This window comes from Peribacillus sp. NPDC097284, from assembly GCF_044761765.1.
Lineage (GTDB): Bacteria > Bacillota > Bacilli > Bacillales > DSM-1321 > Peribacillus.
This window is the reverse complement of record NZ_JBIWCZ010000001.1, coordinates 34,466-59,375: the sequence shown is the minus strand read 5'-3', so window position 1 is coordinate 59,375 and position 24,910 is coordinate 34,466. Positions and strand designations below refer to the sequence as shown.

Genomic DNA, 24,910 nt, shown 5'->3' with positions numbered 1-24,910 from the left:
TAAGTTTCGGAAGGATTTCGGTAATTGAAAAGAAAGAAGGTTTAATGAAAGATGTTTTTGGTTTATGTGTTTTTGGGTTTGCTACTGCTTATATGTGTGATGGTTTTTTACATGTGGCGTACAGCTAAACAAGATAGGCTACTTATCCAGGATTTATATTTCATCAACTTTCCGGAAGGATTTGGGGAAATTCGGATTTTTTTTATTTCCGATCTACATCGGAGAATTATATCGGATCGTTTAATCGAAGATGTCGTTGGTAAAGCGGATTTAGTCATTATTGGAGGGGATATCAGGGAAAGTGGAGTCCCCTTAGAGCGGGTAGAAAAAAATATCTTGAAACTGAAAGAGATTGGTCCTATATATTTTGTATGGGGGAATAATGATTACGAAGGAGACTTTCATGAATTGGATGCCTCACTTCTGAATCTCGGGGTCAAGATATTGGATAACACTTCCGTTTCTTTTGAGTCGGAATCAGGAGAAAAGGTTGCTCTCTTAGGCATAGATGATATTTCCGTTGAAAGAGACAGACTCGACCTTGCTATTTCGGACTGCGGGGATGAGCATTTTCGGATTTTGATCAGTCACAATCCACTTGTTAAAGAACAACTAAAGTCAGAAAATCGTATCAGTCTCGTTCTTTCGGGGCATACCCATGGTGGGCAGATACGCATATTTGGATTTGGCCCATATCGTTTGGGAGGCATAAGGAACGAAATGGAATGCATGTACATAACTAGTAATGGATATGGGACAAGTACTGTGCCATTAAGGCTTGAGGCAAAGCCGGAAACCCATCTGTTCACATTGAAAAAAGGGAAATCTACAGAATATGGAGAGGTTTTGGAGAAAATCTATTAGGCCGTTAACTCAATGAGCATATTTGAATTTTACAGAGTGGAATTAATCCACTATAATTTCATCAATGATGTTCTGTTATTGGAGGCCTTGTAAACTTATGCAAGAAGGTAAATATAATATTAAGGCAGTTTCTAAACTGCTAGGTATCCAGCCAGGTACTTTACGGGCGTGGGAAAGACGTTATCACTTTATTGAACCTATCAGGAATGATTCAGGTCACAGATTGTATACGGAAAAGCATCTGCAAATCCTAAAGTGGTTAATCAATAAAACAGACCAAGGGTTCACGATTAGTCAAGCCGTTTCGTTGCTTGAAGGATCTGAAAGGATAGCGGAAGATGTCCACGAAACCAAGCAAAATAATGAACAAACGCTCAAATTAGCGAATGAACTCCTTGATGCACTGTTAAGCTTCAATGAAAATAAGGCCCAGCTGATTATTAGTCAGGCATTCAGTATGTACAGTATCGAGCAAACGGTAGTTGAAGTACTTGGAGGTATCTTGGTTCAAATAGGCAATAAATGGGAAAATGGTGAAATTACTTCAGCCCATGAACATTTTGCTTCATCCATTATCAAAGCTAGAATCAGTTCGATTATGCATACTATCCCGACAAGTGGTTTATTGCCAAAAGCACTAACCGTTTGTGCGCCAGGGGAAAAGCATGAATTCGGTTTGCTGATTTTCACAATCTTCTTAAAAAGAAAAGGGTATGAAACGGTTTATTTAGGTGAATCGATAGCTGATGAAGACCTCTTTACTGTATTGAATATAATCAAACCATCTTACCTCTTTATGTCATGTTCGCTTTCTGAGAATCTCCCGGGAACTTTAAAGTTGATAGATGAGCTATGGCAGGAGTTCCCTGACCTGAAAATAGGTCTTGGGGGAGAAGCGCTGAATCATCTTTCTGACGATGACCGTAATAAATTCAAGCATGTATTCATTGGCGGTCTCCAATCGGATTGGAATAAGTGGTTGAAATTTTAATGTTTTCCTCATAAATAATGGATATGCACCTTGAGACCAAGTCTTCATATGATGTATGAAGATGGAAACCAGGGGGCATTTTTTTATGAAACTGGAACGATTAACGAACAATAAGATTAAGATTTTTTTGACCCTCGATGATTTAATTGATAGAGGCATCACAAAAGAAGACATCTTAGGGAATTCCTTGAAAGTGCACAAATTGTTTCAAGATATGGTGGAAGAAGCTTGTGAAGAGCTCAGTTTTAAAATGAGTGGTTCGATTGCCATTGAAATATTTTCCCTACCTGCTCAAGGGTTGATCATTATAGTAACGAAGGATGAAGAAGAATTATTTACTGAGGAAGAAGAATTTCTGGATTTGCAGGTTAAAGTTGATGAATCTCCCCATATTCTTTATGTTTTCCACGATTTTGAAGATGTAATTCAGTTGTGTCATCGTCTGACCCTCCAAGGGATGCTCAATAGTGCCCTTTATTTTTATGAAGGAAAATACTATTTATTGATTGAGGGTGTTAGGGATGCAACTTATGAAACGGTCATCTCCCTTGCAGCCGAATATGGCCATGCTTCGACGCTGACATTATCCCGCATAAATGAATACGGAACCCGCCTAATTGAAAAGGAAGCCATACATGTTTTAATCACGCATTTCATTTAGTAGAAAAGAGGAGACAGGGCAGACACTTCAAATATAGCCGAAAACGGTTTGCCTGGATAACCTCGTTCCTTTTCGGTTTAACCTCTAAGATTAGGGGAAGTATCAAGTATATAAACGTAAATGTTACCGTTTTCATTTTTTGAATATTTCTAACTTTTAAATTCCCATTTTTACTCTTTGCTTTAATATTGCGAAGGTGTATACTAGCACTGAAGAGCACTTATCACTAATAATAATGGATCTAGATTATATAGGGGGTACTATAATGGAATCGGCAAAAGGGAATAGCCATGTGAATGAGGAAGAAAAACATGACGTGCTAAAGTCTACCCAGACAGTAATACATAAAGCACTGGACAAACTGGGGTATCCTGAAGAAGTATTTGAGCTTTTAAAAGAGCCTTTACGATTATTGACGGTGAAAATGCCAATTCGTATGGATGATGGTTCCGTCAAAATTTTCACAGGATATAGGGCACAGCATAATGATTCTGTTGGTCCTACAAAAGGTGGCATTCGTTTTCATCCGAATGTGACGGAACGTGAAGTAAAAGCACTGTCCATTTGGATGAGCTTGAAATGTGGCATTGTTGATCTTCCTTATGGTGGTGGGAAGGGTGGAATTGTATGTGATCCACGTAATATGTCTTTCCGGGAATTGGAGAGACTTAGCCGGGGTTATGTCCGTGCAATCAGCCAAATCGTAGGACCCACAAAGGATATTCCTGCACCAGATGTATTTACTAATTCACAAATCATGGCGTGGATGATGGACGAATATAGCCGTATAGATGAATACAACTCGCCTGGTTTCATTACTGGTAAACCTCTTGTACTAGGTGGATCTCATGGACGTGAATCTGCAACAGCTAAAGGTGTGACCATCTGCATTAATGAAGCGGCTAAGAAACGCGGCATTGATATTAAAGGGGCACGAGTCGTCATACAAGGATTTGGGAATGCAGGTAGTTTCTTAGCGAAATTCATGCATGATGCCGGTGCTAAAGTGATCGGTATATCCGATGCCTATGGTGCACTTCATGACCCAGATGGTTTGGATATTGATTATTTACTTGACCGTCGAGACAGTTTCGGTACGGTTACAAAACTGTTCAAAACGACAATCACTAATCAAGAACTTCTAGAATTGGATTGCGATATTTTGGTTCCAGCCGCCATTGAAAACCAAATCACGGAAGAGAATGCTTCAAACATTAAAGCTTCCATCGTGGTTGAAGCAGCCAATGGCCCGACTACTATAGAAGCTACGCAAATTCTAACGGATCGTGGAATCTTATTGGTTCCTGATGTCTTGGCTTCGGCTGGGGGCGTTACCGTATCTTACTTCGAATGGGTCCAAAACAATCAGGGATATTATTGGTCTGAAGAAGAAGTTGACGAAAAGCTCGAAAAAATACTAGTGAAATCATTCAATAACATTTATGATCTTTCCCAATCCAGACGTGTTGACATGCGATTGGCAGCATATATGGTCGGTGTTAGGAAAATGGCAGAAGCATCTCGCTTCCGTGGATGGATTTAATAATTTAATGATGTATGATTAACTTGTATTGCTAGAGCGTACGAGCATTATCATTGAAAAGATATGTAAAAAATCCTATCATTTAATGATAGGATTTTTTAATAGGAGAAGAATATAACTTAATATTATTGTTGGAAAGGCAGTGCGTGTAAAATGAATGAAGAAGAAGTAATTATAATCGGTGGGGGCCCATGTGGACTGTCAGCTGCTATTGCTCTAAAAGAAGAGGGAATTCAGGCCCTTGTTATAGAAAAAGGAAACGTAGTCGATTCCATTTATCGATATCCTACCCATCAGACCTTTTTCAGTTCCAGTGAAAAGTTAGAAATAGGGGATACGGCATTCATTACCGAAAATCGGAAACCCGTGCGAAATCAGGCACTGGCCTACTATAGGGAAGTTGTCAGGAGAAAAGAATTACGGGTACATAAGTTCGAGAAGGTTGAAGAAGTGAGAAAACAGGATGACGGACGCTTTTTCGTTAAAACATCTAAAGGTAATTATACGGCGTCACGTGTCATCGTAGCTACAGGTTATTATGATCATCCTAATTATATGTGCATTCCGGGCGAAGAGCTTCCTAAAGTGTTCCATTATTTCAAGGAGGGACATCCTTACTTTAACTGTGACGTTACTGTCATTGGTGGTAAAAACTCAAGTGTGGATGCAGCACTGGAATTGGTCAAGGCCGGGGCAAGGGTTACAGTCCTTTATAGAGGATCCGAATTTTCTACAAGTATTAAACCATGGATTCTTCCTGAGTTCGAGTCATTGGTCCGTAATGGTAAAGTCGTGATGGAATTTAACGCCACTGTAGATAAGATTACTGAAGATAGTGTGGCTTATCATGTTGGTGACGTGCAAAAGGTAATTAAAAACGATTTTGTATTTGCCATGACGGGTTACCACCCCGATCATTCATTTTTAGCAGCAATGGGCATTTCGATCGATCAAGAAACAGGAAGACCTACTTATGATGAGAAGACGATGGAGACAAATGTTGAAGGCCTTTATATCGCGGGTGTCCTGGCAGCAGGAAATAATGCCAATGAAATTTTCATTGAAAATGGCAGGTTCCACGGCGGATTAATTGCTCAACATTTAGCTTCAAAGGATATGTAAATAAGGAGCTGGGTAACAATGCAGAAAATATCATTAATCACGACAGGTGGAACGATTGCAAGTAAAGAAACCACGGGCGGCATGTTATCATCAGGCGCTTTGAGTGGAAAAGAGTTGGCATCCCTTTGCGAGCTACCAAAGGAAATTGAAGTTAAACTGGTTGATCTTTTTCAAATACCGAGCATGTCCATGGATTTAGATAGAATGGATGAACTTAAACAAGCAATTCAAGAAGAATTGAAAGATCCGGATGTGGCTGGAATAGTTGTGACCCATGGTACGGATACATTAGAGGAAACGGCTTTCTTCTTGGATCTCACAATTAATGACAATCGCCCGATTGTGGTGACGGGTTCGCAACGGTCTCCGCAAGAAGTTGGAACAGATGTGTATTCCAATTTAAGAAACTCTATCTTAACTGCTGCGAGCCCTCTTCTTGAAAATGTAGGGGTAGTCGTAGTTTTTAACGAAAGGATATATTCGGCAAAGTATGTTAAGAAAGTACATGCTTCCAATTTACAAGGATTCGAATCCTATGGGTATGGGTACTTGGGGATTATTGATAACGAAGTCGTTAGCATCTATCAAAAACCATTATACAGGGAGAGCTTTGAGATTCAACGTAATTTACCGAGAGTTGATATCATCAAATGCCACACCGGCGTCGATGGTATTTATATTAAGGCTTCTGTCGAACATGATGCCAAAGGAATCGTACTCGAGGGGGTTGGTAGAGGTCAAGTAACCCCGCACATGGTGCCTGCCATCCAAGATGCAATCGATAAAGGGGTTACCATCGTCATGACTACAGCTGCTGAGGAGGGGAAGGTATACCCCGCATATGACTATGTAGGCAGTGCTGCAGACTTGGAGCATAGAGGAGTGATTCTGGGCGCGGATTATGACAGTAAAAAAGCGCGTATTAAATTAGCAATCCTTCTGGCGAGTGAAGCAGCTATAGACGGAAAGCACTTTAAATATTGACCAAGTAAAAAAACAGGAAGACTAATTACAGGATTTTATTTTTCTCCATTCCATGGTACGATTAAGGAAAAGAAAAGAGGTCGGCCATGCTGGTCATTTTGTCAGCGGCTATTGCGCCAGGGTTGGCGTTACTCAGCTACTTTTATTTGAAAGATCAATATGATACCGAACCCATTTCGGTGGTCATCAAAACTTTTCTATTCGGTGTATTCCTTGTTCTACCAATTATGTTTATACAATATGTGCTCGAAACGGAACACATTTTAGATACTAATCTCGCCAATGCATTTTTATGGGCAGCCTTGCTTGAAGAATTTTTTAAGTGGTTCATACTTATCTACGTCATTTATCAGCATATTGCCTTCGATGAACCATATGATGGGATCGTTTATGGGGCAGGGGTTTCCCTTGGCTTCGCAACAATGGAAAACATTTTGTACCTGCTAGCGAATGGTGTGGAACATGCTTTCAGTAGAGCGATCCTGCCGGTATCGAGCCATGCCTTGTTCGGCGTAATCATGGGGTATTATTTGGGTAAAGCAAAATTTTCCGCTGATAATAATAGGTTGTACGTATTCCTGGCATTGATTATCCCGATTTTGTTACATGGCATCTATGATTATATTTTAATTTCCCAGAAGTTCTGGATACATTTAATCATGCCCTTTATGGTTTACCTATGGTGGCTGGGAATGAAAAAAGTGAAAAAAGCCCGCTTATTGTCAAAGTTTCATGCAGAAAAGATTTCTCAAAATCATTATCTAAGTAAATAATATTATTTCTTATTTCGGAGTGTTGGCATAATTTGCCCACTCCGTTTTTTATTGCCTTGGAATAAAAGCGCGGGTTAAGAAGAAAATAGAATAACGTTAATTCAAGTAAAGAGGAGTGTTTTTGATGAAAGGAATTTCGTCAACGTGGAAATGGCTCTTGCTACTTTCATGCATAACGATTTGTTTCGGAATTTTCCCGGAAACAAGAACAAATGCCTTTTCGAGTCAAGTTATTCAAAGGGGCGCTGTTGGCGATGATGTAATTGAATTACAGGCACGCTTACAAAACATTGGTTATTATCAAGGGAAAATCGATGGGGCATATGGCTGGGGAACTTATTGGGCACTACGTAATTTCCAAGAAGACTTCGGCCTGCCAATCGACGGTCTTGCAGGGTCAACGACAAAAAAGAAACTTTCAGATGCATCTAATTTCAATAAGGAATTTGTCCATGACCAGATCAATAAAGGAAATGAGTTTACCTATTACGGGGGAGTCGACATTGATAAGCAAGTAAAAGTTAAAGATAAAGAGAATGCCTCAACAAGTAAGGCGAATGACTCTACATCGGATAATAAGTCTACAGGTACCGCTACATCTGCGAACCTTCCAGGAGGATATTCACAGAATGATATCCAACTGATGGCAAATGCCGTATATGGGGAATCCAGAGGCGAACCATATACAGGGCAGGTTGCAGTGGCAGCAGTGATCCTCAATAGGGTGGAGAGCGCTTCGTTCCCAAATACCGTTTCAGGCGTGATTTTTGAGCCTCGTGCGTTCACGGCAGTTGCGGATGGGCAAATTTGGTTGACTCCGAACGAAAGGGCGAAAGAAGCGGTCTTGGATGCGATTAACGGTTGGGACCCAAGCGGTAATGCGGAATATTATTTCAATCCTGAAACAGCAACAAGCAAGTGGATTTGGTCCAGACCACAAATTAAAAAAATCGGAAAGCATATTTTCTGTAAGTAAAGAGGTGATGAATTATGGTTAGGAATATAGTAATTGTCCTGCTTGTTTTAGTCGTTGGAGGAACTGCCTTTTGGGGATACCAAGAACATAAAGAAAAAAATGCTGTATTAATTAATGCCGAAAACACGTATCAGCGGGCCTTTCATGATTTAAGCTATCAGGTGGACCTATTACATGACAAAATTGGGAGTACGCTCGCCATGAATTCACAACATTCTTTAAGTCCAGCCCTTACCGACGTTTGGCGAATCACTTCTGAGGCACAGAGTGATGTTGGGCAGCTGCCACTGACCTTACTTCCTTTTAATAAGACAGAAGAATTTTTATCGAAAATCGCAGACTTCAGTTACCGAACGGCGGTTCGTGATTTGGAAAAGCAGCCGCTGAGCGATAAAGAATACGCGAATTTAAATTCTTTGTATACTCAAGCTGGAGATATTCAAGGTGAGTTAAGAAAAGTGCAATATCTTGTACTTAAAAATAATTTAAGATGGATGGATGTCGAGTTAGCGCTAGCGACGGGTAAAGAGAATAATGATAATACAATCATTGATGGGTTTAAAACGGTAGAGAAAAAAGTCGCAGGATATGGTGAAACGAATGAAATGAATCCAACATATATCTCTGCAGAGCAGAAGGACAAAAATTATCAAAATTTAAACGGGAAAGCATTGACCAAAAAAGAGGCTGTCACGGCCGCGCGAGCGTATTCAAATAATCAAAGTGAAAATGTGAAAGTAAATGTTGAAGAAAATGGAAAAGGCTCTGATTATGGATTTTATAGCATAAGTATCCTGGATAAGGAAAAAGATACTGAGGTGAATATGGATATGACCAAAAAGGGTGGTTATCCCATCTGGTATATCAATAATCGGGAGGTGCAAAAAACGAATATTGATTTAAATCAAGCTTACGGTAAAGCATCCGCTTTTCTTAAGAAACATGACTTTAGATCGCTTGAGTTGTTTGAAAGTGTGCAATATGGTCACATAGGTCTGTTTAATTTTGTCTCTACTGTCAATGGAATAAGGGTTTACCCAGACTCGGTCAAGGTAAAAGTGGCTTTGGACGATGGATCCATCATCGGATTTTCTGCAGAAGAATATTTAAAAGCAAATAAGATTAGGGATATTGGTGATGCCACAATTACAGAAAAAGAAGCGAAAGAAAAAATTAATCCGAACGTCAAAATCATGGAGCAGGGAAAGGCTTTAATTATAAATGACATAGGTGAAGAGGTACTTTGTTACGAGTTTCTTGGAACGATTAAGGAAGATACCTACCGAATTTTCATTAATGCTGACAACGGCAGGGAAGAAAAGGTAGAAAAATTGAAAAATGCAGAACCTGTTTATGAAAAGTTAATCTAACATCCACACTAATATCTAAAATAAATATAGGGAAAAGTGCCTAGGTACTTTTCCTTTTTCCATTTCCATGACATAATACAAATAAACTTTTTATGGATTATGTGGAATAAATTAAGGGTTTAATTTCATTAATTCCTTCAGTGGTGATCCTTTTTAAGAATAACGAAGGACGTGTAGACACAATGTTTAAAATAGGCGATATGCTGACGCTAGAGCAAAAATACTCTTCCCAAAAGGAAAAGTTTAAATGTATGGTCGTAGAAATGGAATCTGGTTGCGTTTACGTAGACTACCCCATAAATATCGAGACGGGAAAAGTTGTATTTCTAGTGGATGGAACTCAACTGAACATTTCCTTTACGGATGAGGAACAAGCCGTTTATATTTTTGATTCCGAGGTATTGGGCAAAGTGAAAGGGCAAATCCCGATGATTCAACTAATGGTACCCGAAGTAGAGACGTTTGTGAAAATTCAGAGGAGACAGTATGTCCGTCTTGATGTAACGGTGGATATCGCATTGCATCCCATACAGTATGAGTTTTCCCCATTCCGAGCCCTGACCGAGGACATCAGTGCGGGTGGGGCTTCAATCAGGCTTTTAAAAGGGGTGGATATCGGATCTGTCTCAGAACTATATCTATGGATGGCCCTTACATTAAAGTCAGGGGAAATTCAATACTTGCGGTTGAAAAGTAAAGTGATAAGGGTGACGGAGAAGGACCATGGCAATAGGTTACTTCATATTCAATTTATAGACCCTCCAAGAAATGAGGTTCAAACATTGATGAGGTTCATTTTTGAAAAGCAAGTGGACTTGAAGAAAAAAGGTCTGTATATGTAATTGAGGTGAATGAGAAGTCGGATTTCTTTCCATACTGATTGTATTACCTAGTTTGGAAGGGACAGTTCATGAAAACAATTGAAAGGCTTTTAATTAAAGTGATAATCATCCAACTAATCTGTTTGCTTTTTTTTCAACTTCTTCTAAGTAAGGAAGATCGCATCTTTGAGCTGACAAAGCTTTCAAAGTATGAAGGGGTCAATACAAATAACTATACTAAAATTATTGAAACCTTTAATGGGACATCAAAATAAAAGCGCGGGATTCCCGCCTTTTTCTAGATGAACACGCCTTTAGCAAGGAATCTCGGATAAATACCGATAAGGTGTTTTAAACAGACGTGATTTTCAATTGACACGCCCTTTTATTAATCTTTTTCTCGCTAATTGTGATAAAATGAAGGGGTAGTAAACTATCATCATGATCGTAGGATTCTTGGGAGGATTTATGACAAAAAAATTATCAGTTGCAATCGATGGACCAGCTGCTGCTGGAAAAAGTACGGTTGCAAAAATTGTTGCAGAAAAGTTCAATTACATATATGTAGATACAGGTGCGATGTACCGGTCATTAACTTATAAAGCGTTGAATCACGGGGTTGCCCTGAATGATGAGAACGCTTTATTCAATATGTTGATCGATACCGATATATCTTTAAGACCGAGTGAAGCGGGACAATTGGTGTTTGTGGATAATGAGGATGTTACCGCTCAAATTAGAAACAATGAAGTGACTGGGTCTGTCTCAGAAGTGGCAAAGCACAGAAGCATTCGGGAAGAAATGGTTAGAAGGCAGCAAATGTTTGGTGAAAATGGCGGAGTGGTCATGGACGGCAGAGATATAGGTACCCATGTACTGCCGAATGCCGAGGTTAAGGTATTCCTAATTGCCTCTGTGGATGAAAGGGCTCAGCGAAGACATCAGGAAAATCTACTAAAAGGATTCCCTTCTGATATTGAGATCTTAAAAGAAGAAATTGCAACTAGGGACAAGCTCGACTCCGAGAGAGAAGTTTCCCCTTTGAAAAAGGCAGAGGATGCTGTCGAGATTGACACGACTTCGCTATCCATCCAAGAAGTGGCAGAAAGTATCATGTCATTGATAGAGGAAAGGAAAAGATGACCTTGGATTTTTATACTTTTGGTAAAAACGTCGTAAAAGGTGTTTTAATGCCTGCTTATAGGGTTAAAACGTTAGGGAAGGAAAATATACCTAAAGAGGGAGGGGTGCTGATTTGTGCCAATCACATTGATAATTTGGACCCGCCCGTCGTCGGAATGACGTCTCCAAGGGATATTCACTTCATGGCGAAGGAAGAGTTGTTTCATGCACCTATATTAAAGGGTATATTACCTAGGGTAAACGCTTTTCCCGTAAAGCGGGGAAATAGCGATCGGGAATCACTTAGAAAAGGGCTGAAGCTTTTAAAAGAAGGCAAAGTACTTGGGCTATTTCCCGAAGGTACCAGAAGCAAAACGGGTGAATTGCAAGAAGGATTGGCAGGAGCCGGTTTTTTCGCATTGCGATCCGAAGCTGTGATAATTCCTTGTGCGATAATTGGACCATATAAATTATTGCGCCCTCTAAAGGTCGTTTACGGCCCACCAATTGACTTTACAGAATATCGGGAGAAAAGGATTTCAGCTGATGAAGCGACCAAGATCGTTATGGCGCATATCGGAAAATTGATTTCTGAACATAAATAATCCTTTCCGCTTGACAATTCACTGATTTTGTTAGAATTTATAAATTAGGGGTAATATTCCTTTATAGGAATAAAAAAGGTAATTTGACCTTTTTACCCTAAAAAGAGGCTGGTTTATCTTTATAAAAAGTGTTTTTATCCAATCACTTTAAATAAAATATATGGCCGATGAATTTGCTGATCAGTCATGGGTTAAGGAGGAGTTAGTAATGACAGAAGATATGAATCAAGTAGAAGTGAACAATTACAATGTTGGGGATCAAGTTAAAGCAACCGTTTCAAAGGTAGAAGAAAAACAGGTCATTGTCGATGTGGAAAACAGCAAGTCCGGTGGGATCATTCCTATCAGTGAGTTGTCAAGCCTGCATGTCGAAAAAGCATCTGATGCCGTTTCAGAAGGAGACATCTTAGAGCTTGAAGTTATCAAAGTGGAAGAAGAAGCTCTTATTCTATCAAAACGTAAAATTGATGCTCTTAAAGCGTGGGATGACCTAGAAGAAAAATTTGAAAATGGAGTCGTATTTGAAGCAGAAATCAAAGATGTTGTCAAAGGCGGACTTGTTGTAGATCTAGGCGTACGTGGTTTTGTTCCAGCTTCTTTAGTAGAAGACTACTTTGTTGAGGACTTTTCTGATTACAAAAACCGAACTTTAACATTCAAGATTGTCGAACTAGAGAAGGATAAGAACCGTTTGATTCTTTCCCATCGGGCAGTTGTACAGGAGCAAAAGGAAAAGCAGAAAGCTAGTGTTCTTGATGGAATTGAAAGTGGCCAAGTGATTGAGGGAACTGTACAAAGAATAACCGATTTCGGAGCTTTTGTTGATATTGGTGGCGTAGACGGACTTGTTCATATTTCTCAACTGTCTCACCAACATGTCGATAAAGCGTCAGATGTCGTGACTGAAGGCGATAAAGTACAGGTGAAGGTTCTTTCGATTGACCGTGATAACGAGAGAATTTCTTTATCCATAAAGGATACCCTTCCTGGACCATGGGTGGATATCGCTGATAAAGCAGCAAAAGGATCGATACAAGAAGGTGTAGTTAGACGTCTTGTTTCCTTCGGTGCCTTTGTTGAAATCTTTCCCGGAGTGGAAGGATTGGTCCATATTTCACAGATATCTCACAAACATATAGCAACACCGCAGGAAGTCCTGCAAGAGGATCAGTCGGTCAAAGTGAAGATTTTGGACGTCAATGAAGCGGATCAACGGTTATCATTAAGCATCAAAGAACTGGAAGATCCACAATCTAATTACTCGTCGGATTATGAAATTCCAGCTGAAACAAAAGGGTTCCAGCTTGGTGAAATGATTGGCGATCAATTAAAAAAACTAAAATAAGATAATAATTGGAGAGAGCCTTGGAGAGAGCACAACGAAAATTAGACCATATAAACATTGCATTGAAAACAGGCCAGCAACGTAAATCCGGGTTTGAAGATGTTTCGTTTGTTCACCAAAGCTTACCTGGGATTTCATTGGATAATGTGGATATTACGGTGGAAATTGGCGGACTTACATTAAGTTCGCCAATTTTCATAAATGCCATGACCGGCGGCGGTGGACTGGAAACTGAAAAAATCAATAGGGAACTGGCCATTGCTGCCAGGGAAACTGGAATGGCAATGGCAGTCGGTTCACAAATGGGAGCCATTAAAGATCCAAGTCAGGAAGCTTCATATAAAGTGGTAAGACAAGAGAATCCTAATGGAATCCTCATTGGAAATCTTGGTGGTGAAGCCACTGTTGAACAAGCAAAGCGAGCGAGCGATATGATTGAGGCTGATGCATTCCAGATTCATATCAATGCCATTCAAGAGTTGACCATGCCTGAAGGAGATAGGGATTTTGCAGGTATACTGTCTAGGATAGAAGAAATCAATAAAAATTTAGGAGTTCCACTCATAATAAAAGAAGTAGGGTTTGGCATGAGTAAGGAAACCGTAGAGCAATTGCATTCTGTTGGAGTTTCCATAATAGATGTGGGCGGTTTCGGTGGAACGAATTTTGCTAGGATTGAAAATGAAAGACGCTCCAAAATACTTGGATATTTTAATGAATGGGGTATTCCCACTGCTGCTTCCATAGTAGAAGCGGTAAATGTTTCACCCGCATTGTCAGTCGTGGGTTCAGGCGGTATTCAGAATCCTTTAGAGATTGCCAAAAGCTTAGCTTTAGGAGCAAGAGGAATAGGGATAGCTGGCCATTTCTTGAAGGTGCACAAAGAAAGCGGTTTAGAGCAGCTAATTAGGGAAATAAATTACATACATGACGATTTTAAGATTATTATGACGGCACTTGGTGCTATTAATATTTCCGAGCTTAGAAAGGCAAAGGTCGTGATCTCCGGTGATACCTATCACTGGTTGACTCAAAGAGGGATAGACTGCACTTCCTATGCAAAATGACAATAAAAGAAGCACCATCTATTGTTATCATGACAATAGAGGTGCTCTTTTTTTAGTGGTCAATGGTTTCTATTTCTTGCATCTTCAGGACTTTCCAGCTTGGTTGCCCCTTTTTTATCGAGGGACTGGTCCCGATCCGATTCCAAACGTTTGCTTTCCCTTAATTTCTTTTCTTGGCGGTCTTTGCCCACGAGATTACACCTCCTTTATTGTCAGGCATGCATTTAGTAACTTATCAAAAAAATCGGCATGTTTATTCTTACCATAAATAACCCATAATGTTTCTTAAAAAGGGGAGAAGCTATTATGGATGGAATATTTTTTTATTGGGTTTCATGGATAGTGTGGGTATGTGTCATGTTTTTTATTCCTAAAACTGTTGCCTATCGATTCGATTTCCTTTTCCATCTGTTAGCTATCATGGTCCTTGTGGGATATACCCTTGAGGTATCCTCCTTTACTATGCATATTAGTGGGCTATATCTTTTTCTTATTCTGTGTGTATACATAAGAAAGCGATCTCCCTTGAAAACAATAGAGCTTGTTATAGGAAGTTTGATTGTCACTCTGGCCTATGCAAGTTTTCAGTTGTTCTCTTTACTAGATCCCATTTGGCTATTTATCAAGGCGCCCTATCTTCTTTGCATTTTCCTGAATTATTTGATTCTCTTACTGTTTAAAGACTGGAAATCGCGCATGTCGGTACTGTTGTTAGGAATGACGCTGGGCGATCTTGTGTATTCAGGCCTCCTTCATTTCCATTCGATGACTTACGTGGCGCTATCTTATGCATGGCATGATAATGTAGTCATGGTATTGACGGCCAATGCTCTTTGGCGATTGCTCGAGGTCTTATGTGGATATATTTTTGCATCATCACAAGCAAGGGTATTGTCGGAGGAAAGGAAGGAGAACTTTACCCAATAGATAGGATAAAAATTTGTTTAATATAATACTTTTCATAAGGAGTTTTTGCGGGGAATATTGTAGGAGAATGGGCTTTTATGCATACAATCATTGTTGATTAGTGAGAAATTTGGTACTATAGGATAGTTAGAGGTCTGTAGATAAATCGTAAAGTGCTCTAATTATATTAAATGGAAGCTGTTGCCGAAGGTGTTTTTTGGCTGTCTTCATTTTTTCTTGGCTGTTTTTAATCATGTTTAGCAAGCAGCGGATTTGCCATATGTTCTCTTAGGAACAAGGGGATAGGCGGACTCATGCCTGTATATACTTGATACGTTTAACTTGCCAACAGTATAGGTGTTTTCTTGTACTGATGGAAGTTTCCTTTATATGATGATCCATACAGCCTTTTCCTTAAAAAGGAATTAATGAAAATCACAGTGCAGATGAAATATTAAAAGAATGCATTCATGAATTTCGTGACTTTGACAGAGATATAGTAGCAGAAAGGGTGAATAGCAATGCCAAAACCGGTAATTGCGATAGTTGGTCGGCCAAACGTTGGTAAATCAACAATCTTTAATAGAATAGTGGGAGAACGTGTTTCAATCGTTGAGGACGTTCCAGGAGTAACAAGAGACAGGATTTATAGTTCAGGTGAATGGTTAACTCATGACTTTAATATCATTGATACAGGTGGAATCGACATCGGTGATGAGCCATTCCTGGAACAAATTCGTTCGCAGGCTGAAATCGCCATTGATGAAGCAGATGTTATCATCTTCATGACGAATGGACGTGAAGGTGTAACTCCAGCAGATGAAGAGGTTGCTAAAATCCTCTATAGATCGAAAAAGCCAGTCGTTCTTGCTGTCAATAAAGTGGACAACCCAGAAATGAGAGATCAAATTTATGATTTCTATGCTCTAGGTTTTGGCGAACCATTCCCAATTTCAGGTTCACATGGACTGGGGCTTGGTGATCTGTTGGATGAAGCCGCTAAACATTTCCCTAAATACGGTGGCCAGGATTATGCTGACGACGTAATCAAATTCAGTCTGATCGGACGCCCAAATGTCGGTAAATCATCTCTAGTGAATGCTTTATTGGGGGAAGAACGTGTTATCGTAAGTGATATCGAAGGTACGACACGTGATGCAATTGATTCACCGTACAAATTCAATGGCAAAGAGTATGTCATCATTGATACGGCAGGTATGAGGAAAAAAGGGAAAGTGTATGAAAGCACAGAGAAATATAGTGTTCTTCGTGCTTTAAGAGCAATTGAACGCTCTGATGTTGTTCTTGTCGTTCTGAATGCGGAGGAAGGCATCCGCGAACAGGACAAGAAAATTGCTGGATATGCTGATGAAGCGGGTAGAGCGGTTATCATCGTGGTTAATAAATGGGATGCCATCGAGAAAGATGAAAAGACGATGAAGGAATTTGAAGAAAAAATCCGGGATAATTTCCAATTCCTTGATTACGCTCCGATTATTTATCTATCTGCCCTAACTAAGAAACGCACGCATACATTGTTGCCGGTCATTGATCGAGCTAGCGAAAACCATGCTATACGCGTTCAAACAAATATCCTGAATGAAGTGGTTATGGATGCAGTAGCCATGAATCCAACACCTACACATAATGGTAACCGTTTGAAAATTTACTATGCGACACAAGTGGCAATCAAGCCGCCTACTTTCGTTGTATTCGTTAATGATCCAGAGTTAATGCATTTCTCCTATGAGAGATTTTTAGAAAATCGTATTCGGGATGCCTTTGGATTCGAAGGAACGCCGATACGGATTTTTGGACGCCAAAGAAAATAGAAAGGCGGTATGTACAATGGTGAATGAAAAAGAAAGCATCGCTGTTATTGGTGCCGGTAGCTGGGGAACCGCTCTAGCCATGGTGTTAGCCGATAACCAGCATGAAGTGAGATTATGGGGACATAACCCGAAGCAGATTGATGAAATAAATGTAGAACATACCAATAATAAATATTTGCCAGGAATTGAGCTGCCATTGGGGATTAAGGGCTATTCCTCTATGGAACAGGCTTTAAGTGGCATTGAAATCGTTATTTTGGCTGTTCCGACTAAAGCCTATCGTGAAGTGCTTGGGCAAATTGAAGCGGTTCACGATATTCCGTTAACGATTGTACATGTGAGTAAAGGTATCGAGCCAGATTCTCTACTTCGTATTTCCGAGATGATTGAAGAAGTCTCTTCGCCGGAATGGCTCAAAGATATAGTGGTCCTTTCTGGGCCAAGCCATGCTGAAGAGGTAAGCAAGCGCCATCCAACAACGGTTGCCGTATCATCTAAAAATATGAAAGCCGCAGAAAAGGTTCAGGACCTTTTTATCAATCATTCTTTCCGTGTCTATACGAACCCGGATTTGGTTGGTGTTGAAATCGGAGGAGCCTTGAAGAACATCATAGCTTTGGCTGCCGGAATAACGGATGGTTTGGGTTATGGGGATAATGCAAAGGCTGCCTTGATTACGCGTGGACTGGCGGAAATTTCTCGACTAGGAGTTGCAATGGGTGCCAATCCCCTTACATTTTCAGGTTTAGCTGGCATCGGCGATTTGATTGTGACATGTACAAGCGTGCACTCTCGGAACTGGAGAGCCGGAAATTTGCTTGGTAAAGGGCAAAACCTAGAAGAAGTATTAGAAAATATGGGTATGGTCGTTGAAGGTGTCAGAACGACTAAAGCAGCCTATCAGCTAGCTCATAAGTATGATGTGAACATGCCAATCACTGAAGCCCTATATCGTGTGTTATTTAATGGGGAAGAAGTGAAGAAGGCTGTTGATCTCTTGATGAACCGTTCAAAAACCAATGAAATGGAAGAACTTTTTAACATATTGGATAATAGACAGGAAAAATAATTCCATGGACTGTAAATCTGTTAAAAGAATTTCATTAAAATGGGCATTTGAGGATGCGAGTTACAAGGTATCAGCATACAATGCAACGAAAGTAAACTAGTAATTTGACCTCGGCACGGGGGATTTAGTCAAATGGCAGAAGATATCTTATTATCTTCTGCTTTTTTTTATGGAGAAATATCCTTTTCCCCTGTCAGCAGTAAATGTTAACCAAGGGAACTCATCATCACTCGAATCGTGACTCCACAAGAGGGTTTTGGACGCGTGGAAGTGCCATTGTTTCTATTGGGCTATGAAACAATTCAAAACCATGTGTTGGCCTCTTTCGGCTAAGTGAATGACTATAGCATCCTTCATGAAAAAAGTTTTTGCTGGGCTGTTATTTTGTCAAACTGGTTATTCTTTTCTTAACTTTTTAAACATTATTTTTAAACGAAAAAGCTAATTGAGCAATAATTTAAACAGTTTGGACAACGATTTAATACCTTTAACGTAATTTGGTATGTTATAATAATTTCTGGAAAAAGGAGTGAAGATGATATGACACCAGCTCTGCAAAAAATGTGGATATCCTTTATAGCGATGGGCTTTATGGTTATCTCTATCCTACTTATTTATGGAAGTCGTTATAAACTTAAAGGAATCTGGAAAGGCTTAACAGCAATTATTGCATACATACTTATGCTTCTAGCCGGCTTGATCATCCTTATCGTTGTTCTAAGCGGCCCAACCACTTAATAGGTGAGGAGATATGATGAGAAATTCTTTCAAAATATTATGTTTATTATGCATCTCTGGATTATTGACAGGCTGTTTGTATCCTCAGAAGCAAAAAGTTCAAAATCAGTTACCATATAAAGAACAAATTCAATCCGTCCAAAGCGCTGTTGATCAATTTAAGGAAGACGAAGGCGGGATTCTTCCCATAGTGACGAAAGAAGCGGACACTCCGATCTATCAAAAGTATGTAATCAAGTTCACGAAAATCTCACCAAGGTATATGGGGGAACCGCCTGATAATGCTTATGAATCAGGAGGGGTTTTTCAATATGTCCTAGTGAACGTAGAGAACGATCCGACGGTGAAACTTTTGGATGTCCGGATGGCCCAGAAAATTCAAGATATTTCTTTACGGTTGCAGGCATATCAGCAAAGTAACGGGTATCCCCCTTATAAAGAGAGGATATCGGAAAATGTCTTTACGCTTGATTATAAAAAGATGGGTCTAAAGGAAGCACCAACTGTTACGAGCCCCTATTCACAAAAGGATCTTTATTTAGTGGTGGATGGGGATGGAAATCTTTATGTTGATTACACACCGGATTTATATGATGTACTGCAGCAGCATGATGGAAGAATCAAGACGGGAGAAGATATTCGGGAACTTCTTGTGGATAGTTCGGAATTCGTTCCAGCTTATTCACTGCCATATACCATCGATGAAAAAAGTAAAAGCCCAATATTTCTCACAAAATAGTCATAACCCTTCTTCTACAAAATATATTGTAGGGGAAGGGTTATTTCTTTATCTTCATTTTATCTTACTTTTAAAATAAAAACCCTTATATAAAATCTGTTGGTGGAGGAAGGTATGGGTACGGGAATAATCGGAATAAATTTTTCGGACAACATCATAGACATATAGTGTCCTAAACATGAGTAAATGGATAATCGTGATCCCAAAACGCTAATTCGGGAGGGGATACCTTGGAAAAGGTAGATATTTTTAAAGATATTGCTGAAAGAACCGGTGGAGACATATATTTAGGTGTAGTTGGAGCTGTCAGGACAGGGAAATCCACATTTATAAAAAAATTCATGGAACTTGTTGTTATTCCGAATATACCGTCAGAAGCAGACCGAGCAAGAGCTCAAGATGAACTGCCGCAAAGTGCAGCGGGAAGAACAATCATGACGACTGAACCTAAGTTCGTGCCTAACCAGGCAGCCTCCATTCAGGTAGCGGAAGGTCTAGAAGTGAATATTCGATTAGTCGATTGTGTAGGGTATACAATACCTGGGGCCAAAGGGTATGAAGATGAAAATGGGCCCCGTATGATTCATACTCCATGGTACGAAGAACCGATCCCTTTCAATGAAGCAGCAGAAATTGGTACACGGAAGGTAATCCAGGATCACTCGACTTTAGGGATTGTGGTTACAACAGACGGGACAATTGGTGAAATTCCCCGCAGTGATTATTTAGAGGCCGAGGAAAGGGTCATCGAAGAATTGAAAGAGGTTGGAAAGCCGTTTATTATCGTCATTAATTCCGTGCAACCCCATCATCCAAATACGGTGGCACTGAGGGATTCTTTACAGGAAAAGTACGATATCCCTGTATTGGCGATGAGTGTGGAAGGGATGCGCGAATCGGATGTATACAGTGTGCTTCGTGAAGCTCTCTATGAGTTTCCGGTTCTTGAAGTCAACGTCAATCTTCCGAGTTGGGTAATGGTCCTCCGAGAAGACCATTGGTTAAGGGAAAGCTATCAGGAAGCGGTCAAAGAGACTGTAAAAGACATCAAACGTCTAAGGGATGTTGACCGGGTAGTCGGGCATTTCAATGAGTTTGAATTTATTGACCATGCTGCACTCGCGGGGATAGAAATGGGGCAGGGTGTGGCTGAAATCGACTTATATGCCCCAGATGAACTCTACGACGATATCCTGAAGGAAATTGTCGGTGTCGAGATACGTGGCAAGGATCACCTCCTATCCCTTATGCAGGACTTTGCATATGCCAAGGCCGAATATGATCAAGTAGCAGATGCTTTAAGGATGGTTAAGCAAACCGGATATGGTGTAGCGGCTCCATCTTTGAACGATATGAGCTTGGATGAGCCGGAAATCATTCGTCAGGGAGCCAGGTTCGGGGTCAGGTTAAAGGCGGTTGCCCCATCTATTCATATGATAAAGGTAGATGTCGAATCAGAGTTTTCACCGATCATTGGTACGGAGAAGCAGAGTGAAGAATTAGTCAGGTATTTAATGCAGGATTTCGAAGATAATCCACTCTCCATTTGGAATTCCGATATCTTTGGCCGAAGCCTAAGCTCATATGTTAGAGAAGGAATTCAGGTGAAACTAGCCATGATGCCAGATAATGCTCGGTATAAGTTGAAGGAGACGCTTGAAAGAATCATCAATGAAGGTAGTGGTGGTTTAATAGCGATCATTTTATAAGGAACCATATTAAATGGGACCAATTCCGTTCGTGGGATTGGTCTTTTTATTGTTAGGATTACATCAGTCCTTATAAGGGTAAAAAGAATCTGACCGATACGTTTTTTTAGTAAGTTTTTAATGGAATCTCTAAAAACCCTAGTGTTATGCGATTTTCAGTGGGATTAGGAGTTTACTTTCTATAAAAAAGGGAAATGATGATTAGCGGGAGACAAAATTTATAAATTATACAATTTTTTATGAAAAGATTCCCATTATTTTTTGAATTCCCTTGCTAAGCGAATAGGATTTGTGATAATCTACATACAGAAAACGCGTTATAACAGCGGTTTCAACCTATTTTTAACTTAGCTGATGTGTCCTTTTGAAAAATTATTCAAGATAGGTTACACATGGTTAGCAGTAGGAAAAGTTCCCATTGAATTAAATATCAAATCACTATTATCGTGTTGTAATAATGATTTTTTATAAAGATCCTTTTGGGAGGAGGTGAATGGCATGAACAAAACAGAATTAATTAATGAAGTTGTTACAGCAACTGAAATTTCTAAGAAAGACGCTACAAAAGCTGTTGATGCTGTTTTTGATACAATCTTAGAAGCTCTAAAATCTGGAGATAAAGTACAATTGATCGGTTTTGGTAACTTTGAAGTTCGTGAACGTGCGGCTCGTAAAGGTCGTAACCCACAAACTGGTGACGAAATCGAAATTGCAGCTAGCAAAGTGCCAGCTTTCAAACCTGGTAAAGCACTGAAAGATGCAGTGAAGTAATTTTACCATTACATACGGGTGCTTAACCGACAAAAAGGGCCGCGTGCATACGCGGTCTTTTTTTGCTTCTTAATTTCTATCTATGCTATTATAAAAGGCAGTGAATACTGAAGAAAAGATAATATAATAATAAGTATCAATGAATGCAATGAATGGTACATGAATTATTTATTGATCTTTATACTGGTTAAAAGGCCTTTTGATGAAAGAACATTAAATGCCAGGCGTTTTGTCTTGTGTTTTTTTCTAATACATATTAGTTCAATTTAAATAGGGGGTAAGGGAATGGCAAATGTCGACCATGCAAAAATAGAAGAAGCGGTGAAGATGCTTCTTGAGGCAGTTGGGGAAGATCCTGGGAGAGAAGGGTTACTAGATACTCCAGCGCGCGTGGCTAGAATGTATGAAGAAATATTTTCAGGGCTGAATCAGGATCCAAAAGAATATTTCGATACGGTTTTTGGTGAAGATCATGAAGAGCTTGTTCTTGTGAAGGATATTCCTTTTTACTCGGTTTGTGAGCATCATTTAGTGCCTTTTTACGGGAAAGCCCATGTCGCTTACATCCCTAAAAACGGAAAAGTGACAGGCTTGAGTAAGTTAGCCAGAGCTGTCGAGGCGGTTTCAAAACGACCACAATTGCAAGAACGCATAACATCGACCGTCGCAAATGCGATTATGGAGAAGCTGGAGCCACATGGTGTGATGGTTGTAGTAGAGGCTGAACATATGTGTATGACCATGCGGGGCGTGAAAAAACCAGGGTCTAAAACAGTGACCTCAGCGGTTAGAGGGTCTTTTGCAAAGGACCATCGTACTCGGGCCGAAGTATTGGCATTCATTAAAGACTAAGGATATAGGGGGAGAATAGAAATGGACGAAAAATTCTCAAGTGATTTTGTAGTCATTAAAGCCATTGAAGATAGCGTAAACGTGATTGGGTTGACAAGAGGGACCGATACCAAGTTTCATCATTCTGAGAAGCTTGACTCAGGGGAAGTGATGATTGCTCAATTCACGGAGCATACATCGGCCATAAAAATAAGAGGACATGCAAAGATTTACACTCCCTACGGTGAAATGGAAAGTGAGTCAAAAAAGAATTCAACCGTTAAGTAAATGATTCTCACCTAAAAGGTTATTCCTCACCTATTTCACACATTTATTTAAGAAAACTTCTGCATCCAGTTGGTTAGAAAGAATAAAAGATACTCCTTCCCATTCAGGGATGTATCATTTTATAAACGTTGTTCATTTCAACTGATTGTTTTTATGGTATAATAATGTGTATTTTACACAGATAAGAAACGAATATGTATGAAAAAATTATCTTTCGGGGATGCAAAGGTGATCTCAATTGTTAAACATAACGAATGACTTAAGACAATTAAAACAAACGATAGAAACAAAGGCTCAACATCCTTATTTACTTAAATATATCCAAAAGCCATTAGTTGATGAAAATAAATTAATATTACTTTGGGGCTTGTTTAATGATCTGGACGTTTTAAACGAAGAGCGGAATCAATACATTGAATCGACCATGCTCGTTCAAATTGCTCTTGATACACATGAAATCGTCTCTAATTCATTCGATGGGCCGGAAACGCCTCAGGTTTTGAAAAATCGGCAATTACAAGTCCTTGCAGGTGATTACTACAGCGGCCTGTATTATCAGGGGCTAGCGAGTATCGGAAACATTGAGATGATCCGCGTACTTTCAAGTGCGATAAAGAAAATCAACGATAATAAAATTATTCTTTATCAAAAATGCATAAGCGATCTTCCTACACTTCTAAATACTCTAAAGGCAATCGAATCCTCGCTTGTTTATAAAATGGCCGAATATTATAAACGACCTGATTGGATGGAGATTTCGGAAGACCTGCTTCTTTTAAATCGACTGCAGACTGAAAAGACAAACTATTTGCTTACTGGCCAATCGATTGTCTTTGATAACATGAGAAATATCATCGATGAAGGTAAGCGTAATGACGTCCATTCATCAGAAAAAGAAGAACGAGTAAAGATTGAAATAGATAGATGTCTAAGAGATGTAAGTAAAGCTGTAGAACTTTCCTCTCGGAATGTAACAAAAAAAAATGAAGAAATCTTACAAAGAGTGAGCGAGATACTTAAGCAAACAAAGAATCAAGCGAATTCATGTGTGAAAGAAGGTTGAGCCATGGAACAGTCTAAAGAGCAAAAAGTTCATCATGTTTTTGAAAAGATATACGGAAATTATGACAAGATGAATTCCCTCATCAGCTTTAAGCAGCATCTAAAATGGCGAAAGGCGACCATGGATATCATGAAAGTCCCAAAGGGCGCCCATGCACTCGATGTATGCTGTGGAACGGCGGATTGGACCATTGCGCTCGCTAATGAAGTCGGACCGGAAGGAAAAGTAATAGGGTTGGATTTCAGTAAGAACATGCTGAAAATTGGCGAACAAAAAGTCAAAGATCTTAAATTGGATCATGTTTCTCTTATGCATGGTAATGCAATGGAACTCCCTTTTGATGATAATAGCTTTGATTACGTAACGATTGGCTTTGGCCTTCGGAATGTGCCAGATTACATGCAAGTCCTTAAAGAATTAAACCGAGTGGTAAAGCCTGGGGGAATGGTCGTTTGTCTCGATACTTCGCAGCCAACGATGCTAGGTTTTAAACAGGGCTATTATTTTTATTTTCGTTTTATCATGCCGGTTTTCGGCAAGTTGTTCGCTAAAAGCTATAATGAATATTCTTGGCTTCAGGAATCTGCACGCGATTTCCCGGGTATGAAAAAACTTGAAAGTATGTTTAAGCAGGCAGGCATGGAAAAAGTGAGTTATAAAGCGCATTTTGGTGGCGTTGCTGCAACACATTTCGGATATAAGCCTTTAAATAAAGCATAA

27 protein-coding genes are annotated in these 24,910 nt (G+C 39.7%); 26 read left to right on the top strand and 1 reads right to left on the bottom strand.

What is annotated here, in order from left to right:
- The first annotated feature begins 111 nt into the window (after positions 1–111).
- The 15 genes from ACIQXU_RS00325 to fni all read left to right on the top strand — a co-directional run bounded on the left by ACIQXU_RS00325 (position 112) and on the right by fni (position 14,244).
- Positions 112–864, top strand: coding sequence for a metallophosphoesterase (locus ACIQXU_RS00325; protein ID WP_402986109.1), 753 nt, complete (start codon positions 112–114; stop codon positions 862–864).
- Positions 865–961: 97 nt separating this feature from the next.
- The gene (locus tag ACIQXU_RS00320) at positions 962–1,855 is read left to right on the top strand and encodes a MerR family transcriptional regulator (RefSeq protein ID WP_402869220.1); all 894 of its coding nucleotides are present in this window, start codon (positions 962–964) and stop codon (positions 1,853–1,855) included.
- 85 nt (positions 1,856–1,940) lie between these two features.
- Complete coding sequence (locus tag ACIQXU_RS00315) at positions 1,941–2,516, top strand: genetic competence negative regulator (RefSeq protein ID WP_402869218.1); 576 nt, start codon at positions 1,941–1,943, stop codon at positions 2,514–2,516.
- A 265-nt stretch (positions 2,517–2,781) separates the two neighbouring features.
- Positions 2,782–4,059, top strand: coding sequence for a Glu/Leu/Phe/Val family dehydrogenase (locus tag ACIQXU_RS00310; RefSeq protein WP_402869216.1), 1,278 nt, complete (start codon positions 2,782–2,784; stop codon positions 4,057–4,059).
- A 153-nt stretch (positions 4,060–4,212) separates the two neighbouring features.
- Positions 4,213–5,181 carry a YpdA family putative bacillithiol disulfide reductase gene (locus tag ACIQXU_RS00305; protein WP_402869214.1) on the top strand — a complete coding sequence of 323 codons (969 nt, stop codon included), beginning with the start codon at positions 4,213–4,215 and terminating at the stop codon, positions 5,179–5,181.
- 18 nt (positions 5,182–5,199) lie between these two features.
- Positions 5,200–6,165 carry an asparaginase gene (locus ACIQXU_RS00300; RefSeq protein ID WP_402986107.1) on the top strand — a complete coding sequence of 322 codons (966 nt, stop codon included), beginning with the start codon at positions 5,200–5,202 and terminating at the stop codon, positions 6,163–6,165.
- A gap of 86 nt (positions 6,166–6,251) precedes the next feature.
- Positions 6,252–6,938: a glutamic-type intramembrane protease PrsW gene (prsW, locus tag ACIQXU_RS00295; protein ID WP_402986105.1), complete on the top strand. Its 687-nt coding sequence runs from the start codon at positions 6,252–6,254 to the stop codon at positions 6,936–6,938.
- 121 nt (positions 6,939–7,059) lie between these two features.
- The gene (gene sleB / locus ACIQXU_RS00290) at positions 7,060–7,914 is read left to right on the top strand and encodes a spore cortex-lytic enzyme (protein WP_402869207.1); all 855 of its coding nucleotides are present in this window, start codon (positions 7,060–7,062) and stop codon (positions 7,912–7,914) included.
- 14 nt (positions 7,915–7,928) lie between these two features.
- A complete protein-coding gene (gene ypeB / locus ACIQXU_RS00285; RefSeq protein ID WP_402986101.1) occupies positions 7,929–9,284 on the top strand; it encodes a germination protein YpeB in 1,356 nt (451 codons plus the stop codon).
- A 182-nt stretch (positions 9,285–9,466) separates the two neighbouring features.
- Positions 9,467–10,126, top strand: a complete 660-nt coding sequence (locus ACIQXU_RS00280) for a flagellar brake protein (protein ID WP_402869203.1) — start codon at positions 9,467–9,469, stop codon at positions 10,124–10,126.
- 68 nt (positions 10,127–10,194) lie between these two features.
- The gene (locus tag ACIQXU_RS00275; protein ID WP_402869200.1) at positions 10,195–10,380 is read left to right on the top strand and encodes a YpfB family protein; all 186 of its coding nucleotides are present in this window, start codon (positions 10,195–10,197) and stop codon (positions 10,378–10,380) included.
- 193 nt (positions 10,381–10,573) lie between these two features.
- Complete coding sequence (gene cmk / locus ACIQXU_RS00270; RefSeq protein ID WP_402869198.1) at positions 10,574–11,248, top strand: (d)CMP kinase; 675 nt, start codon at positions 10,574–10,576, stop codon at positions 11,246–11,248.
- Positions 11,245–11,832: a lysophospholipid acyltransferase family protein gene (locus ACIQXU_RS00265; RefSeq protein WP_402986098.1), complete on the top strand. Its 588-nt coding sequence runs from the start codon at positions 11,245–11,247 to the stop codon at positions 11,830–11,832. The genes cmk and ACIQXU_RS00265 overlap by 4 nt, the downstream gene beginning before the upstream one ends.
- A 208-nt stretch (positions 11,833–12,040) precedes the next feature.
- The gene (gene rpsA / locus ACIQXU_RS00260) at positions 12,041–13,177 is read left to right on the top strand and encodes a 30S ribosomal protein S1 (RefSeq protein ID WP_402986095.1); all 1,137 of its coding nucleotides are present in this window, start codon (positions 12,041–12,043) and stop codon (positions 13,175–13,177) included.
- A 20-nt stretch (positions 13,178–13,197) separates the two neighbouring features.
- Positions 13,198–14,244 (top strand): type 2 isopentenyl-diphosphate Delta-isomerase, encoded by a 1,047-nt coding sequence (gene fni, locus ACIQXU_RS00255; protein WP_402869192.1) that lies wholly within the window; start codon positions 13,198–13,200, stop codon positions 14,242–14,244.
- Positions 14,245–14,303: 59 nt separating this feature from the next.
- Here fni and ACIQXU_RS00250 read toward each other — a convergent pair whose 3' ends face one another.
- Entirely contained in the window at positions 14,304–14,435 is a 132-nt protein-coding gene (locus ACIQXU_RS00250) for a YpzI family protein (RefSeq protein WP_402869190.1), read from the bottom strand.
- Between the two features lie 115 nt (positions 14,436–14,550).
- On the opposite strand from ACIQXU_RS00250, the gene ACIQXU_RS20940 reads away from it, so the two are divergent.
- From ACIQXU_RS20940 to ACIQXU_RS00195, 11 genes are all read left to right on the top strand, one after another.
- Entirely contained in the window at positions 14,551–15,171 is a 621-nt protein-coding gene (locus ACIQXU_RS20940; RefSeq protein ID WP_427591739.1) for a YphA family membrane protein, read from the top strand.
- Between the two features lie 500 nt (positions 15,172–15,671).
- Positions 15,672–16,982, top strand: coding sequence for a ribosome biogenesis GTPase Der (gene der, locus ACIQXU_RS00240; RefSeq protein ID WP_402986090.1), 1,311 nt, complete (start codon positions 15,672–15,674; stop codon positions 16,980–16,982).
- Between the two features lie 16 nt (positions 16,983–16,998).
- The gene (locus tag ACIQXU_RS00235) at positions 16,999–18,051 is read left to right on the top strand and encodes an NAD(P)H-dependent glycerol-3-phosphate dehydrogenase (RefSeq protein WP_402956684.1); all 1,053 of its coding nucleotides are present in this window, start codon (positions 16,999–17,001) and stop codon (positions 18,049–18,051) included.
- 540 nt (positions 18,052–18,591) lie between these two features.
- Positions 18,592–18,789, top strand: a complete 198-nt coding sequence (locus ACIQXU_RS00230) for a DUF2768 domain-containing protein (protein WP_402869182.1) — start codon at positions 18,592–18,594, stop codon at positions 18,787–18,789.
- 16 nt (positions 18,790–18,805) lie between these two features.
- Positions 18,806–19,528 carry a hypothetical protein gene (locus ACIQXU_RS00225; protein ID WP_402986087.1) on the top strand — a complete coding sequence of 241 codons (723 nt, stop codon included), beginning with the start codon at positions 18,806–18,808 and terminating at the stop codon, positions 19,526–19,528.
- 230 nt (positions 19,529–19,758) lie between these two features.
- Positions 19,759–21,237, top strand: coding sequence for a stage IV sporulation protein A (gene spoIVA / locus ACIQXU_RS00220; protein WP_402869179.1), 1,479 nt, complete (start codon positions 19,759–19,761; stop codon positions 21,235–21,237).
- Between the two features lie 498 nt (positions 21,238–21,735).
- Entirely contained in the window at positions 21,736–22,008 is a 273-nt protein-coding gene (locus ACIQXU_RS00215) for an HU family DNA-binding protein (protein WP_318683240.1), read from the top strand.
- Between the two features lie 285 nt (positions 22,009–22,293).
- Positions 22,294–22,860 (top strand): GTP cyclohydrolase I FolE, encoded by a 567-nt coding sequence (gene folE, locus ACIQXU_RS00210; protein WP_402869176.1) that lies wholly within the window; start codon positions 22,294–22,296, stop codon positions 22,858–22,860.
- Positions 22,861–22,881: 21 nt separating this feature from the next.
- Positions 22,882–23,127: a trp RNA-binding attenuation protein MtrB gene (gene mtrB / locus ACIQXU_RS00205; RefSeq protein ID WP_402986084.1), complete on the top strand. Its 246-nt coding sequence runs from the start codon at positions 22,882–22,884 to the stop codon at positions 23,125–23,127.
- Between the two features lie 238 nt (positions 23,128–23,365).
- Positions 23,366–24,190, top strand: a complete 825-nt coding sequence (locus tag ACIQXU_RS00200; RefSeq protein ID WP_402986081.1) for a heptaprenyl diphosphate synthase component 1 — start codon at positions 23,366–23,368, stop codon at positions 24,188–24,190.
- Between the two features lie 3 nt (positions 24,191–24,193).
- On the top strand, positions 24,194–24,910 hold the full coding sequence (locus ACIQXU_RS00195; protein WP_402869172.1) for a demethylmenaquinone methyltransferase: 717 nt from the start codon (positions 24,194–24,196) through the stop codon (positions 24,908–24,910).

Bases quoted from the DNA above. Each gene is read 5' to 3' on its own strand.
- rpsA (WP_402986095.1), top strand. From the start codon at position 12,041: ATGACAGAAGATATGAATCAAGTAGAAGTGAACAATTACAATGTTGGG.
- ACIQXU_RS00230 (WP_402869182.1), top strand. From the start codon at position 18,592: ATGACACCAGCTCTGCAAAAAATGTGGATATCCTTTATAGCGATGGGC.
- ACIQXU_RS00265 (WP_402986098.1), top strand. From the start codon at position 11,245: ATGACCTTGGATTTTTATACTTTTGGTAAAAACGTCGTAAAAGGTGTT.
- prsW (WP_402986105.1), top strand. From the start codon at position 6,252: ATGCTGGTCATTTTGTCAGCGGCTATTGCGCCAGGGTTGGCGTTACTC.
- ACIQXU_RS00325 (WP_402986109.1), top strand. From the start codon at position 112: ATGTGGCGTACAGCTAAACAAGATAGGCTACTTATCCAGGATTTATAT.
- ACIQXU_RS00235 (WP_402956684.1), top strand. From the start codon at position 16,999: ATGGTGAATGAAAAAGAAAGCATCGCTGTTATTGGTGCCGGTAGCTGG.
- ACIQXU_RS00300 (WP_402986107.1), top strand. From the start codon at position 5,200: ATGCAGAAAATATCATTAATCACGACAGGTGGAACGATTGCAAGTAAA.
- mtrB (WP_402986084.1), top strand. From the start codon at position 22,882: ATGGACGAAAAATTCTCAAGTGATTTTGTAGTCATTAAAGCCATTGAA.
- ACIQXU_RS00310 (WP_402869216.1), top strand. From the start codon at position 2,782: ATGGAATCGGCAAAAGGGAATAGCCATGTGAATGAGGAAGAAAAACAT.
- cmk (WP_402869198.1), top strand. From the start codon at position 10,574: ATGACAAAAAAATTATCAGTTGCAATCGATGGACCAGCTGCTGCTGGA.
- ypeB (WP_402986101.1), top strand. From the start codon at position 7,929: ATGGTTAGGAATATAGTAATTGTCCTGCTTGTTTTAGTCGTTGGAGGA.
- ACIQXU_RS00280 (WP_402869203.1), top strand. From the start codon at position 9,467: ATGTTTAAAATAGGCGATATGCTGACGCTAGAGCAAAAATACTCTTCC.
- ACIQXU_RS20940 (WP_427591739.1), top strand. From the start codon at position 14,551: ATGGATGGAATATTTTTTTATTGGGTTTCATGGATAGTGTGGGTATGT.
- ACIQXU_RS00305 (WP_402869214.1), top strand. From the start codon at position 4,213: ATGAATGAAGAAGAAGTAATTATAATCGGTGGGGGCCCATGTGGACTG.
- ACIQXU_RS00215 (WP_318683240.1), top strand. From the start codon at position 21,736: ATGAACAAAACAGAATTAATTAATGAAGTTGTTACAGCAACTGAAATT.
- ACIQXU_RS00275 (WP_402869200.1), top strand. From the start codon at position 10,195: ATGAAAACAATTGAAAGGCTTTTAATTAAAGTGATAATCATCCAACTA.
- ACIQXU_RS00320 (WP_402869220.1), top strand. From the start codon at position 962: ATGCAAGAAGGTAAATATAATATTAAGGCAGTTTCTAAACTGCTAGGT.
- ACIQXU_RS00195 (WP_402869172.1), top strand. From the start codon at position 24,194: ATGGAACAGTCTAAAGAGCAAAAAGTTCATCATGTTTTTGAAAAGATA.
- folE (WP_402869176.1), top strand. From the start codon at position 22,294: ATGGCAAATGTCGACCATGCAAAAATAGAAGAAGCGGTGAAGATGCTT.
- ACIQXU_RS00225 (WP_402986087.1), top strand. From the start codon at position 18,806: ATGAGAAATTCTTTCAAAATATTATGTTTATTATGCATCTCTGGATTA.
- der (WP_402986090.1), top strand. From the start codon at position 15,672: ATGCCAAAACCGGTAATTGCGATAGTTGGTCGGCCAAACGTTGGTAAA.
- ACIQXU_RS00315 (WP_402869218.1), top strand. From the start codon at position 1,941: ATGAAACTGGAACGATTAACGAACAATAAGATTAAGATTTTTTTGACC.